The organism is Streptomyces sp. NBC_01237 (genome assembly GCF_035917275.1).
Lineage (GTDB): Bacteria > Actinomycetota > Actinomycetes > Streptomycetales > Streptomycetaceae > Streptomyces.
In genome coordinates this window covers 6077790-6091367 of sequence record NZ_CP108508.1, presented here as the reverse complement: position 1 = coordinate 6091367, position 13578 = coordinate 6077790, and the positions used below count along the sequence as shown (strand labels likewise).

12 protein-coding genes are annotated in these 13578 nt (G+C 72.5%); 6 read left to right on the top strand and 6 right to left on the bottom strand.

What is annotated here, in order from left to right:
• Positions 1-59 precede the first annotated feature (59 nt).
• Both OG251_RS27275 and OG251_RS27270 read right to left on the bottom strand, forming a co-directional pair.
• The gene (locus OG251_RS27275; protein WP_326679602.1) at positions 60-1532 is read right to left on the bottom strand and encodes an FAD-dependent monooxygenase; all 1473 of its coding nucleotides are present in this window, start codon (positions 1530-1532) and stop codon (positions 60-62) included.
• A gap of 122 nt (positions 1533-1654) precedes the next feature.
• A complete protein-coding gene (locus tag OG251_RS27270; protein ID WP_326679601.1) occupies positions 1655-2686 on the bottom strand; it encodes a methyltransferase in 1032 nt (343 codons plus the stop codon).
• 421 nt (positions 2687-3107) lie between these two features.
• Between OG251_RS27270 and OG251_RS27265 the strand changes: the two genes are divergently transcribed.
• The gene (locus OG251_RS27265; protein ID WP_326679600.1) at positions 3108-4349 is read left to right on the top strand and encodes an acyltransferase family protein; all 1242 of its coding nucleotides are present in this window, start codon (positions 3108-3110) and stop codon (positions 4347-4349) included.
• A gap of 124 nt (positions 4350-4473) precedes the next feature.
• Here the strand turns inward: OG251_RS27265 and OG251_RS27260 are convergent, their stop codons facing one another.
• On the bottom strand, positions 4474-5940 hold the full coding sequence (locus tag OG251_RS27260) for a DHA2 family efflux MFS transporter permease subunit (protein WP_326679599.1): 1467 nt from the start codon (positions 5938-5940) through the stop codon (positions 4474-4476).
• A gap of 146 nt (positions 5941-6086) precedes the next feature.
• Here OG251_RS27260 and OG251_RS27255 point away from each other — a divergent pair, with 146 nt between their 5' ends.
• From OG251_RS27255 to OG251_RS27235, 5 genes are all read left to right on the top strand, one after another.
• Entirely contained in the window at positions 6087-6797 is a 711-nt protein-coding gene (locus OG251_RS27255) for a TetR/AcrR family transcriptional regulator (RefSeq protein WP_326679598.1), read from the top strand.
• A gap of 2 nt (positions 6798-6799) precedes the next feature.
• The gene (locus OG251_RS27250; protein WP_326679597.1) at positions 6800-7507 is read left to right on the top strand and encodes an SDR family NAD(P)-dependent oxidoreductase; all 708 of its coding nucleotides are present in this window, start codon (positions 6800-6802) and stop codon (positions 7505-7507) included.
• A gap of 245 nt (positions 7508-7752) precedes the next feature.
• On the top strand, positions 7753-8520 hold the full coding sequence (locus OG251_RS27245) for a response regulator transcription factor (RefSeq protein WP_326679596.1): 768 nt from the start codon (positions 7753-7755) through the stop codon (positions 8518-8520).
• A gap of 205 nt (positions 8521-8725) precedes the next feature.
• A complete protein-coding gene (locus tag OG251_RS27240; protein WP_326681431.1) occupies positions 8726-9844 on the top strand; it encodes a DUF1266 domain-containing protein in 1119 nt (372 codons plus the stop codon).
• Positions 9841-11010 carry a DUF1266 domain-containing protein gene (locus tag OG251_RS27235; protein WP_326679595.1) on the top strand — a complete coding sequence of 390 codons (1170 nt, stop codon included), beginning with the start codon at positions 9841-9843 and terminating at the stop codon, positions 11008-11010. The genes OG251_RS27240 and OG251_RS27235 overlap by 4 nt, the downstream gene beginning before the upstream one ends.
• Positions 11011-11112: 102 nt before the next feature.
• Here OG251_RS27235 and OG251_RS27230 read toward each other — a convergent pair whose 3' ends face one another.
• The 3 genes from OG251_RS27230 to OG251_RS27220 form a co-directional block, all read right to left on the bottom strand.
• Complete coding sequence (locus tag OG251_RS27230) at positions 11113-11994, bottom strand: SDR family oxidoreductase (RefSeq protein WP_326679594.1); 882 nt, start codon at positions 11992-11994, stop codon at positions 11113-11115.
• Positions 11991-12332 carry a DUF952 domain-containing protein gene (locus OG251_RS27225; protein WP_326679593.1) on the bottom strand — a complete coding sequence of 114 codons (342 nt, stop codon included), beginning with the start codon at positions 12330-12332 and terminating at the stop codon, positions 11991-11993. Before OG251_RS27225 ends, OG251_RS27230 begins: the two co-directional genes overlap by 4 nt.
• A gap of 218 nt (positions 12333-12550) precedes the next feature.
• Positions 12551-13543, bottom strand: a complete 993-nt coding sequence (locus tag OG251_RS27220; RefSeq protein WP_326679592.1) for an NAD-dependent epimerase/dehydratase family protein — start codon at positions 13541-13543, stop codon at positions 12551-12553.
• Positions 13544-13578: the final 35 nt, after the last annotated feature.

The window sequence follows — 13578 nt, the reverse complement described above, 5'->3', positions numbered from 1 at the left end:
CTTCTCTCTGCGCGTACGTACGAAGGGTGAGGTCCGCGGTCCGGGTGTCCGCCCCGGAGCTACCGGCCGGGCCCGAACCAGCGCTCCAGGGCCATGGGCAGGTCGTGGTGGCTGCCGGGCGCGATCCAGGCGACATGGCCGTCGGGGCGCAGCAGGACCGCGTACGCACCGTCGAGCGGACCGGCCGGCGTGGCCGCCTCCCGCGCCTCGGCGGTGACGAGGTCGACGCGGTGCCGCCACGGCTCCGCGCGGTTCCGGAGCGCCGTGCTGTCGTCCAGGTCGAGCAGCACGCCCCGGCCGGGCCGCAGGAGTTCGGCCGTGCTGGTGGGGCGGCCCCGGTGGTGCAGGTCCACCCGCGGCAGCCGCAGCCCCAGGAGGGGATGGGTGCCGCCGCCGACGTCGTAGCGGATGTCGAGGCCGGCGGCCTTGGCCGCGAGATGGCGGGCCGCCTGGTCGTACCGGGCGAGTTCGGCCAGCGTCTCGCGCAGCGGCTGCACCTCCTCGCCGCCGAGCAGGAGCAGGCTCTGGGCGCGGGTGTTGGCGAGCAGCCGCCGTCCGACCTCGTGGCGCTCCGAGTGGTAGGTGTCCAGCAGTGCGGGGGGCGCTGTGCCGCGCAGGACGGCCGCGAGTTTCCAGCCCAGGTTCACCGAGTCCTGGATGCCGGTGTTCATGCCCTGCCCGCCGGCGGGCAGGTGGATGTGGGCCGAGTCCCCTGCCAGCAGCACCCGGCCCCGCCGGTACTCGGTGGCCTGCCGGGTCGCGTCGCCGAAGGCGCTGACCCACACCGGTTCGGCGGTCGAGATGTCGATGCCGGTGAGCCGTTTCCAGGTGTCGGCGACCTCGGCGAAGGGGGGCGGTCCGTTCCTGCGGCGGGGCGGGGCGCCGCGTTCGCCGACGATGACGCGGTGGATGCCGTCGCCGAGCCGGCCGACCATGACCATGCCGTCGGTGACCCGGTCGGCCACCATGCGCGGCTCCAGTTCGACACCGCGGATGTCGGCGAGGAACAGCTCGGTGGTGGCCTCGGTGCCGGGGAAGTCGAACCCGGCGGCCTTGCGTACGGCGCTCCGGCCGCCGTCGCACCCGATCAGATAGCGGGTGCGCAGGACGCTCTCGCCCGCGGGCCCCCGCACCTGTACGTCGACACCGTCCCCGTCGTCCGTCAGCCCGACGAACTCGTGGTCGCGCCGGACGTCGACCCCGAGTTCGCGGACCCAGGTCTCCAGGACCGCTTCGGTGGCGGACTGCGGAACGCTCCGGGCGGCCAGATCGCCGCCGCCCAGTACCGCGAAGTCCAGCGGGATGCCCCCGAAGTGCCCCTGGCCGCTGGTCTCCAGCTCACCGAAGCGGGACAACAGGCCCCGCTGGTCGAAGACCTCTCTCGTACGGGGGGTGAATCCGATGCCGCGGGATTCGCCGGTGCGCCGCGGCAGTCTCTCCAGGAGCATCACGTCCGTACCGGCCAGGCGCAGTTCTCCGGCGAGCATGAGTCCCGCCGGTCCCGCTCCCACGACTATGACTGAAGCGTCCATGTACCTCTCCTCACGTCCTCACGCCGGGAGACGCGCGTCGCCGTACACGGCGGCGGCGCTCCGTCGACAGCGGTCGGTGCCGGCGGAACCGGGCTCGGCGGTCCGGTACCGGCGAAGCGGGCTCAGCGGTCCACGTGTCCGATCACGAAGACGTCGTCCGGGGTGTCCTCGGGGCCGATCGTCTCGGGGCGGAAGCCGGCTTCCTTCAGCCAGGCGTGGCATTCGCCGACGGAGTACTCACCGCCGCCCGCCGACCAGACCAGCATGCTGAGGCTCGCCAGCGTCGCGTAGAGCGGCGGCCTGCTGTTGCTGACCATGGGGTCGTAGACCAGGACCGCGCCGCCGGGCCGGATCGCCGCGTGCGCCTTGCGCAGCAGTGTGACGCGGTCCTCGGTGCCCCAGTTGTGCAGGACGTGCCCGAAGACGAGTACGTCGGCCTCCGGCAGCGGGTCCGTGAAGAAGTCACCGCCGTGGAAGGAGACGGCTCCCTGATCGCCGAGCGTCTTCATGTACTCGGTGAAGGGCTGCTCCAGCTGCGGCAGGTCGAAGACGGTGCCCGTCAGATGGGGGTGGGTGGTCACCAGATGGTGGGCGAGGTTCCCGCGGGCGCCGCCGACGTCCACGAACGACTGGTGCTTTTCCCAGTCCAGGTCGCTCACCCGTCGCGAGAGCGGGGTGTTGAACATATCCATGCTCTCCAGGAAGGAATGCGTCACCTCCCTGTCCTCGTACAGCGAGTAGTAGGGATTCCCGGCCCGCGCGGCGGTGTTCCGGGGCTCACCCGTGCGCAGTGATTCGGACAGCCCGTCCCAGGCCGGATTGAGTTCGCTCTCGCAGAACTTCAGGTAGCCGCCGACGAATTCGGGGCGCCCGCTCACCAGATAGCGTTCGGCGGCCGGTGAGTTGTGGAACGTGCCGTCGTCCGTCGCTTCGAGCAGACCGATACCCGCGAGGGCGAGCAGGAAGTCGCGGGCTCCGGGCATGCGGTGTCCGAGGCTCCGGGCAAGGTCCTCGGCGGTGGCCGGGGCTCCCGACAGCCGGGTGAAGACGTCCGACTCCACGGCGGTGAACAGCAGTTTCGTCTGCCAGTAACCGCTCAGGATCCCCATGACCTGGCCGACCGAGGGCTCTTTCGGGGAGTGGTGGTCGTTCATGCGAGGCGCCTCCTGGGACAGCTCGGATGGGTGCCCCGCCCCGCACGGGATCCGGTCGGGGCGTGGGTTCCCGATGAGCGTCGCAGCACCCGACCAAGGAACGGCCAAAGTCCGTCCAAAGCCGTCGACAGCCGCGGACCGAATGCTTCCGGGCCGAAAAACGCCGTCGCCGAACGGCGTGTTTACCGTTCTTTGAACACCGGCTGCGACACTCGGCCCACTTCCGTGCGCCCTGCGGGAAATCAGCGCGCCGGCCAGGGATTACGTGGCAGCCCTCAGGCCGGCCGGAACCGCTCGCACACCCGGGAACACCCCGATTCCCGGTCACGCGGCCCTCTCCGCATCAGCGCGATTCCCCGGCGCAGCAGCCATTCACTCCGCGGTCCCGTCGGCGACCCGGAATACCTCACAAGGATGTCCCATGACGCTTTTAGCAGGAACCGGCGTGACGCCCCGGACGGCACGGCTGGAAAAGCTGACGGGGCTGCGATTCATCGCCGCCGCGCTGGTCTTCGCCTTTCACGCGTCCGTCGAGGGGTTCTTCTCCGACGCCGGAATCCAGGACGGATTCGCGGCCCTCTTCCAGAAGGCGGGATGGATCGGTGTCTCGTTCTTCTTCGTGCTCAGCGGCTTCGTGCTCGCGTGGACGGCCCGCCCGGACGACACCGCCCGCAGATTCTGGCAACGGCGCCTGGCCAAGATCTATCCGAACCATCTCGTCACGGCCGTCATAGCCCTCACCGCCGCCGCGGGGGTGAGCGGTGCGCTCGCGCTGCCGGGCGCGGTGCCCAATCTGCTGCTCGTCCACGCCTGGTACCCCAGGATCGAGATCTTCCTCAGCGGCAACCCGGTGAGCTGGTCCCTGGCGTGCGAGCTGCTGTTCTATCTGTCGTTCCCGCTGCTGTGGCGCTTCCTGTCACGCATCGGGCCCGCGTACCTGTGGGGATGCGCCGCGGCGACCGCCGTGGCCATCTGGTGCGTACCGCTGCTGGCCCAGCTGCTGCCGGACGGGCCGCAGGCGGCGATGCCGGACGGAACGGTCGGTGTCACGCGGTTCTGGTTCGTGTACGTCCTGCCCTCGACCCGGGTCCTGGAGTTCGTCCTCGGCATCCTGGTCGCCCGCATCGTCCGCGAGGGGCTGCTGGTCCGGGTCCGGGTCCTCCCGGCGGCCGCTCTGGTGCTGGCCTCGTACTGGCTGGCCTGCCAGGTGCCGTATCTCTTCAGCCTGGTGGCCCTGCCGGCCGTTCCGCTGGCGCTGCTCGTGGCGGCCGTGACCCAGGCCGATCTGGCGGGGCCCCCGCGCGGCAGCGGCCCGGCAGCCCGCGTTCCGGTGTGGCTGGGTGAGGTCTCCTTCGGCTTCTACATGGTGCACGGCCTCGTCCTGCTGTACGGCCACCGGCTGCTCGGCGCCGGGGAGAGCCTGCCGGCGCCGGTGGCCGTCGCGGTGATCCTGGCCGCCTTCGTGGTCTCCCTGGTACTGGCGTGGCTGCTGCACACCGTGGTGGAACAACCCGTCGTGCGCTGGACGGCGGCCCGCCAGCGGCGCCGTGCCCCGGTCCGCCGCGACGGCCATGTCCTCGTGGCCCCGGCCGGGGGCGGGGGCGCGCCCCCGCCCCCGGCCGACGATCCGCCCCGCAGTCCGGAGGCGCTGTCCTCCTCCTGAGAACGGGACCGGGCCGGTCCGGTCCGCGTCTTCGCGGGCCGGACCGGCCGGGCGGCTTCCGGAAGACCCCTTCCGGACCGGCCGGGCGCTTCCGGAAGGACCGCCGACCGTCTCCGCGCCTCTGTCACGCGCCGCCGACGGGCTCCTTCGCGGGGGTTCCCTCGGGCTCCGCCGCCGCGGCGGGCGCGGCCTCGGGCCTGCCGGGCAGCAGCGGCGTGGCGATCAGGATGACCGCACAGACCGCGGTCACGAACCAGTAGACGCTGTGGAATCCGCTGACCGCGTCGGCCTGATTCCCGTTGTCCGCCCCCGCCGTCGCGAGGATCAGGGTGACGAGGGCGACGCCGAGCGCTCCACCGAGCTGGTTGAGGTTGTAGAGCACCGAGCTGCCCTGGGGCACCTTCTCCGGGGGCAGCGTCCGGTAGAGCGCCCCCATGGTGGGCGCGCCGACGGCGCCCAGGCCGAGGCCGATCGCGAAGGCGCCCAGCGCCGACCACAGTTCACCGCTGTCGCCGCCGATGCGGGTGAGCGCGAAGGCGCCGAGCGCCGCGATGACCGCGCCGCCCTGGGCGAGGCTGCGGGCTCCCATCCGGTCGCTGAGGCGTCCCGCGAGCGGCATGGCGAGTGCGGAGCCCAGGCCCAGCGGCGCCACCAGCAGCCCGGCGGCACGGGCACCGTGCCCGTGCAGCAGCTGGTAGTAGAGGGGCAGCGCGAACAGACCGGCGTAGGTGGCGAGTCCGACGAGCCCCTGGACGGTGACGCTCGCGGCGAAGCTGCGGCTGCTGAACAGCCGGACGTCGATCAGCGGCGGGACGCGCCGGGCGCGCAGCGCGTGGAGTACGTAACCGGTGAGCAGGACGACGCCGATGGACAGCGGGACGATCACGGACGGCGCCGTGAATCCGGCGTGTTCGCCCGCCTGCGTCAGGCCGAGCACCATGGCGGCGAAGCCGGGGGCCATCAGCGCGAAGCCGGTGACGTCCAGCCGGGTGTCGGACCGTGCGCCGGCCGGGTCGGCCGGGATGACCCGCATCGCGAGCAGGAAGGCCACGATCCCGATCGGCAGGTTGATGTAGAACATCCAGCGCCAGTCGAGGGATTCGAGCACCACCCCGCCGAGCACGGGGCCGAGGACCGGGCCGAGCGACAGCACCACTCCCATCATGCCCATGACACGTCCGGCCCTGCTCGGACCCGCCGCGCGGGCCAGGATCACCAGGACGAGCGGATCGAGCACGCCGGAGCCGAAGCCCTGCACGATCCGGAAGACGATCAGACTGCCCAGGTTCCAGGCGAGTGCGGAGGCCAGCGAACCGACCAGGAACAGCACCAGCCCGAACAGCCACAGCCGCTTGACGCCGAACCGGCCGATCGCCCAGCTGGTGACCGGGATGGTGACGGTCAGCGTGAGCAGATAGGCGGTCGAGGCCCAGCTGATCGACGTCAGCGAGGTCTTGAACTCCTGGGAGAGCGTGTCGGCCGCGACGGCGACCATGGTGCTGTCGAGGATCCCCATGATCCCGCCCAGCAGGACCACGCCGATCAGTTGCAGCAGCCTGGGATCCAGGCGGCCATCCTGCGCTTTGGACATAGTCGCAACTCCATCGGGAATGACATGGAACATCGCTTGAACCGGTCGGTTCAACATAACGGTCGCCGTCGTAGCCACGCAACCAGGACGCCCAGGAAGTTGTACTTGTCGGTTCAATTTTCGAGTTCCGACGGTACGATGGAGGGGTGACTGAACCCAGAACATCTCCCGCGCCACGGCGAGACACCTCACGCGGACGCATCGACAAGCGGAGGGCCATCCTCGACGCCGCCTTCCGGGTCTTCGCCCGCGAGGGATACGGGCAGTCCTGCGTGCAGGAGATCGCGGCCGAGGCGGGCGTCGCCAAACCCACCATCTACAACCACCTCCGCGACAAGGAGTCCCTGTTCCGCGAGTCGATGGAGACCGTCGCCGCCCGCACGGTCGCCCACCACCTCGCGGCGCTCGAAGGACTGCGCGAGCCGGGGGACGGCGTACGCGCCGCACTGGAGCTCACGGGCCACCGGCTCCTGCGCTCGCACTCCACCGAGGAGTCATGGGCGCTGCGCCGGCTCATGCACGCCGAGGCCACCAGGTTTCCCGAACTGCTCGACGTCGTACAGCGCGAGGGGGCACAGCGCGTCAAGGACACCCTCGCGGACCGGCTGGCGCGCCTCACGCTCTCCGCACGGCTGCGGAACCGCGACCCGGACCTGGCGGCGGAGCAGTTCCTCGCCCTGCTCCTGGGACCGATGGAGATGCGTTCACGGCTCGGCACCCGACGGGTACCGGACGGTGAACTGCGCACCGTGGCGCGGGCGGCGGTCGACACGTTCCTTGCCGCCTACGCCACGCAACCACCGGCCGACGACGTCGCCGTCACCATCGGCGCAGACGGCTCCTCCGGGAGGGCGTGACCATGACGTCGACACTCATCACCGGTGCCACCAGGGGGCTGGGGCTGGAGACGGCCCGGCGCCTGGTCGAAGCGGGTCACACCGTCCATCTGGGCGCGCGGGACCTCGACTGCGGGCGGGAGGCCGCCGCCGCCATCGGCGCGCACGCCGTGCTCCTCGACGTGACCCGCGACGACACGGTACGGGCCGCCGCGGCCGCCGTCCGCGAGCGGAGCGGGTGCCTCGACGTCCTGGTGAACAACGCGGGCATCACGGGTCCCCTCAAGGAACCCGGCGAGATGACGGCCGACGACGTCCTCGCGGTCTACGAGACCAATGTCCTCGGGGTCGTACGGGTGACCCAGGCGTTCCTGCCGCTGCTGGAGGCAGGCGAGTCCCCGGCCGTGGTGAACGTCAGCAGCGGACTCGGCTCCCTCGCGATCGCCGCCGCGCCCGAGCGTTACCGCCCCCTCCTGCCCGTCTACTACCCGAGCCTCGGCTACAACTCCTCCAAGGCCGCGCTGAACATGCTCACCGCGCAGTACGCGCTGACCTACCCCGCGATCCGCTTCAACGCGGTGGACCCCGGCTGGACGGCCACCGACCTGAACGGCCACACGGGTGTCCTGACGGTCGAGGAGGGCGCCGAGGTCATCGTGCGGACGGCGACGGCGGGAGCCGGGAGTCCCACGGGCGGCTTCGTCGGAAATTTCGGCCCCGTCCCGTGGTGACGCACCCCGCGAACAGAATTGAACGGTCCGGTTTCTCTGCTGTTAAAACTGAGATAAACGCCCACCCCGCACCCGCCGATTCATTTCGGCCAAAAAGGCGGCCCATTCTTTTTATCGCGCCAGAATTTACGCATTCAATGCGCTGTACGGCATTGACAGTCGCGCAATGCCGTTTGTTACCGTCGCCAGGGCCGTGAAGTCCCTCTGAGGGCTGTCCCGTACCGCTCGACCAGTGGAAGGTGACCATGCCCCCAGTCCGCATCATCGTCGCAGGCGAGCACCCACTGCTCCGGGAGGCTCTCGCCGGCCTGCTCCACGCACAGAAGGACCTCGCCGTCCTCGGGCTGACCTCCGACGCGCAGGAGACCGAGCGGGTGGCCCTCCGGCTGCGGCCCCATGTCGTCGTCCTGGAGCCGTTGCAGACGCCGGGGGCCGCGGTCCGCACCGTGCGGGCCCTGCGCCGTACGGTCCCCGCGGCCTCGGTGCTGGCGGCGCCGCCCTACGGCGCGGTCGACCGCGCCGCGCTCCGGGCCGCCGGGGCCCATGCCTGTCTGCCGCACGACGCGGGCCGGGACGCGCTGGTCGCCGCCGTACGCGCGCTCGCACCGCACACCGCCGAACGCGCGCTCGCGCCCGGCTCCGAGGAGGACTCCGCCCTCGGCCGGGAGCCCGCCCCGCTCTCGCCGCGCGAGTTACAGGTGGTGCGGTGCGCCGCCGCCGCCATGACCAACCAGCAGATCGCCAGCAGCCTCGGGATCACGACCGGCACCGTCAAGCGCCATCTGCACGCGGCGTTCCGGAAGTTGGACGCCGTCTCCCGGCTCGACGCGGTGGCGAAGGCCCTCGCGTCCGGAGCCATCACCGCGCCCGTGCCCACCGGACTGCCCGACTGGGCGGACGCGCATCCGGACGCCCGTCCGGCGGAGACGCAGCCGACGGAGACCCACCCGGCGGACGCGCACCCGACGGCGCACCCGGACACGGACCCCGGCTGGGAGAGCCGTGCCGCCTGACCGGGGCGCCGGAGCCGGACCACCGAGCCGCGCCCGCCGTATACCGAGTGCCCCGCGCCGCCGTCCGGCACCCGTTTCGTAGGATCGGCCCGTGACCACGGGGACCGGGGCGGAGACAGGGGCGGGGCCAGGGCCGCACGCGTACAGCGGTGCCGTCGGGCCGACGGGAGGGGACACCGGGACCGGCAGCCCTCCGCCGACGGACATCGAGCGACAGCTGTACGAGGCCACGGCGCACGGCAGCGCGGACGCGGTCCTGGACGTGCTCTCCCGTACCCGGCTCTATGTGCTGGTCCCCCGGCTGCACGCCGACACCCCCGGCTTCACCGCCCCGCTCCCCTCGTTCCACGACCCCGCGTCCGGCCGCACCTGTGTCCCTGTCCTGACCCCGGGCATGCTGCCGCCCTGGCATCCGGAGTGGGTGTTCCGCCGGACCCGGCTCTCCGAACTCGCCCTCGCCTGGCCGCAGGACCGCCGGTGGCTGGCGGTCAACCACGGCACGCCGTACGCCGCCGTCGTCGAGGCCCGGACCCGGCACCACCGGGCCTGGCTCAAAGCCGACGCGCGGTCGGGCGGGCCGCGGGCCGGTCGCCTGCTCACGCACAGCGGCGGGCCGCTGCACGGGCCGCTCGCGCACGGGCTGGCCCTCGGTGCCCATCTCGCCGTACACAACGGCCTCGTCTGGAACGGTCTCGGCGCCGTCTACGACGACTACCCGACGGACAAGGCGCGGCTGCGCAGTCCCTGGGGTGTCCACCACCGCGCCGACTACCGGGACACACTCGACTCCCTGATGAGGACCCGGTTGGCCGGGCGGGTCCCCGAGGGAGTCCTGCGGACCCGGTCCGCTCTCGTCACCCGGCTCGGCCGGACTCCCTCGCACGAGGAGTGGTCCGATGCCGTCACCGGTCCACCGGCCGCACACCGCGCGGACCCGGAGGATCTCGCCGAGGCGGCGCGTTCGCTGCGGCTCATCGAGCGGTACGAGGCCCTGTTCCGGGCCGAGGGCCTCCTCGCGCCGGACGGGCGGGTCGACACCCTGGCCGCGTTCGACCACGGGCGGGCGGTCAACGTCGTGCGCCTCGCGCTGGGGGCCCGTTACTGCGAGCCGCACGAGGCCGAGCAGGCCGTCCTGCGGATCGGCGAACTGGCCCGCCGGGCGTACGGCTCGTGGGCGGACTTCTCGCTCGGCTACTGCCTGACCCGGCTGATCCACTTCGACGGGGACGAGGGTGCGGGGCTCACGGTCCAGGAATCGCTCGCCCAGCACCGCATCCTCACCCAGGACCCCATGAGCCCCTACCGGAACATCCCTTGGTCATGAACCCGCACCCGCAGGCCCCGCACCCGGCACCCTGGTCACCGCCGTCCGAGACCGAACAACTGCTCCACGAAGCCGGGCTGCGCGGTGACGTGGCGGCCCAACTACGGGTCCTGGCAGGGGCGGAGCTGTACATCCCGGCGCCGAAGGCCGCGGTCGACGCCGATCCCCGGACGATCACCTGGCGCCCGCACCGCGACCCCGCGGGGTTCGTCTGCATGCCGGTGCTCACCCGCGGGATGCTGCCCCCCTGGCATCCGGACTGGGTGTTCCGCGGGGTTTCGCTGCGGTGGATCGCCGAGTTCGACTGGCCGGACCCGCGGGAACTGCTGGGGGTCAACGTCGGTACACCGGCCCAGCTCCTGCTGCCCACCACACCCCCGCACCGGGCGATGTGGCTGCGCCACTACGCGGAGAACGACCGCCCGGACGGGGGCAGGCTGCTCGCCCTGCGGCACGGCGCGCTGCACGGGCCGCTCGCCTACGGGCTGGCCTGCGGGGTGCATCTGGCGATCGGCAACGGGGTGCCGTGGAACGAGATCGGCACGGTCTACCGCGCGTACACCCAGGAGCGCGCCCAGCTCCGCGAGTCCTGGGGAATCACCGATCACGCGGGCTGGCAGGAGCAGTTGAACGCCCTGCTCGACGCCCGCAACAGCCCGCCGGAACCGGACTTCGCCCTCCGCGCCCGCGAACAGCTGCGGGCCGTGTACGGCGAGCCGCCCTCCGCCGATCTCTGGCGCGAGACCGCCGCCGGGCATGCCCAGGACATCGGCGCGGACCCCGATGACGTCCGGGGCATCGAGGAACTGGTGCGGCGGATCATCCGGTACGAGGCCCGGTTCCGCGCGGACGGCCTGCTGCCCCCGGACGGCAGGGTCCGCACCACGGTCGCGTACGACTACGGGCGTGCCGTGAACCTCGCCCGCTGGGGGCTGTCGGCCCGGTACTGCACCCAGGCCGAGGCGGAGCAGGCGATCGTGTACGCCGGCGCGCTGAGCAAGTCCGCCTACCGCTCGTGGGAGGAGTTCTCGGCGGCGTACGCGCTGGGCAGGGTGCTGCGCTTCGACGGGGAGGAGTACGGCCCGTTCTACGGGCAGAACGTCCTTGCCCACCGTCTTCTGACGGAGAGCGAGGGCAGTCCCTGGCGCCATATCCCGTGGCGCTGACCCCGCGCCGCCGGACTCCGGCCCCGTCGCGCCCGGCCCCGTCGCGCCCCGGTCCTCCGCGCCCCGGTCCCTCACACCCCGGTTCTTGGGGCCCGCGCTCCCTCAGCCACCGGCGAGCAGGTGACGGTAGCTGTCCGGGTGCTCCTCCAGATAGGTGGCGAGGCTCTGGGCGGGGTGCCCGGTGAGGGCCGGCACGGCGTCCGAGACGGCCGCCATCTCGCCCGTCGCGATGGCCTCGTAGGAGGTGACCCAGCCGGCCACCTCCCAGTCCTCGGCCCCGTACCCGGCACGGGAGGCGTAGGCCTCCTCACGGGTCTCGGGGACGTAGCGGACGGGCCGTCCGGCGAAGCGGCCGAGCACCTCCGCCGCTTCGGCCAGCGTGAACGCCTCGGGCCCGGTGAGGTCGTACACCCGGCCGTCGTGGACGGTGCCCTCGTCGAGCAGTACGGCGGTCGCGGCATCCGCGATGTCCTCGTGCGCGACGGCCGCGACCCTGCCGTCGCCGCCCGGCCCGCGCAGGATGCCGTCGGCCCCGGTCATCGCCGGGAGCCCGGCGAGATACCAGCTGTCGCGCAGGAAGGTGTGGCGCAGCCCGCTGGTCCGGGTGTGTGCCTCGGTGTGCCAGTGGTCGCGGGCGAAGGTGAACGTGGCGTCCGGCGCGGCGCCGAGGAACGACACGTACACGATCCGTTCGACGCCCACGGCGACGGCCGCGTCCACCGCCGTGGTGTGCTGGCGCACCCGGTCGGGGCTTTCGTGCGCGGAGACCAGGAAGAGGGTGTGTGCCCCGTCCAGGGCGCGGCGCATCGCTTCCGCGTCGCCGTAGGGGGCGGCGGGCGCGTGGACCGCGCCGGGCAGGTCCGGCAGCCGGGACGGGTCGCGGCCGAGCAGCCGGACGGGGACGCCGGTGCGGGCGAGCCGCCGGGCGACCCGTCCGCCGACCGCGCCGCTCGCTCCGGTCACCGCGGTGAGGGGGCCGATCACTGGAATTCGTCTTCCTCTCGTTGCCAGGGCCGCACGTCCACGACGGCGTCCACCGGAAGCGGTCCGTACAGATGCGGGAACTCCTCGCCGCCCGGCGCCACGGCCTCGTACCGCACGGGGGCGGTGAGCCGGGCGGGGTCGATGACCAGGACCACCAGGCTCCGGTCGTCCGCCCCGTAGAGCATCCGGGCCACACCGGCCAGCTGGTGGGGCAGCGAGCAGTGGATGAAGCCTTCCTGCTGGAGGGTGCGGCCGCGGGTGGACATCTCGTACGTCCCCTTCCCGCGCGCCGCCTCCCAGAGGGGTTCTTCGGCGAGATGCAACAGCAGTTCGGTCATCGGACCACGTTAAGGGCTGACCCGGGGAACACGTGTCCCAGTGGCCGCAGCCATCGCCGCCTCGGTTCCCTCACCGCGCCTGTGCGCCTGTTCTCCCATGCCGCGCAATATGCATCTCTGATGACAAATCATCCGGAAGCCACGCCGCAGGTACCGGGTTCATGGGCCCATAGGGGCCATGGCTGCGCCGAACGCCGGTACGCCGGTACGCCGGTGGCTCAGCCTGCCAGCAGCTTCGCCTCGGTCGTCGGATCGAGGCCGACCCGGGGCCGGTCCGGGCGCTGCGGAGCGCTGCCACCGCGCTCGCACAGCCAGGCCCAGGTGTCGGCGACCGTCTCCCCGACCGGCCGGCAGCGCAGCCCCGCGTCGTACGCCTTGGTGTGCCCGCCCCGGTACAAGGTGTCGTAGAGCTCACCGGCGGGCAGCCAGAGCGGCAGGTCGCTCCAGGGTTCGACGCCCGCCGCGAGCAGCGTTTCGGGAGCGGTCCAGCGCAGCTCGGCCGTGGAGCCCGTGACCCGCACACAGGAGTCCAGCAGCTCCCCCATCGTGGTGTGGCCGGGGCGGCTGACGGTGTTGTACGCGCCGTCGAGGCCGCGTTCCGCCGCGTCCAGGACCCAGGTCGCGAGGTCGCGGGCGTCGACGTACTGGAGGGCCGTGTCCCGGGGGCCGGGGGCGATCACCGGTCCGCCGCGGGCGATCCGTCCGAGCCACCAGGGCAGCCGGCCGATGTTCTCGCCGGGGCCGATGATCAGGCCCGCGCGGGCCAGGAGGGCGCGGTCGCCGAAGGCGTCGAGGGCGGCCAGCTCGCCGCCGCGCTTGGCCAGGGCGTACGGGACGTCGTCACCCGCGTCGGGACTGGCGCCGGACACCGGCGGACCGTCCTCGCCGAGACCCGCCGGGGCCGGGTACGCGTACACGGAGCGGCTGGAGATGTAGGTGTAGTGCCCGGCTCTCCCGGACAGCAGCCGGGCGGCGTCCCGGACGGCCGACGGCGCGCCGCTCCAGGTGTCCACGACCAGGTCCCAGGTGCCCTCGGCCAGGGCGGCCAGGCCGTCCGCGCCGCGCGTCCGGTCGCCGGTCAGCGCGGTCACGCCCGCCGGTGGCGCGTGGTGGCCGCGGTGGAGGACGGTGACCTCCCAGCCCCGTTCCCCCGCCGCCTCGGTGACGGCCCGTCCGACGAATTCCGTACCGCCCAGCATCAGAAGCCTCATGGTGGTGACTCTGCCCGCCGGGCGCCCCGCCGGGA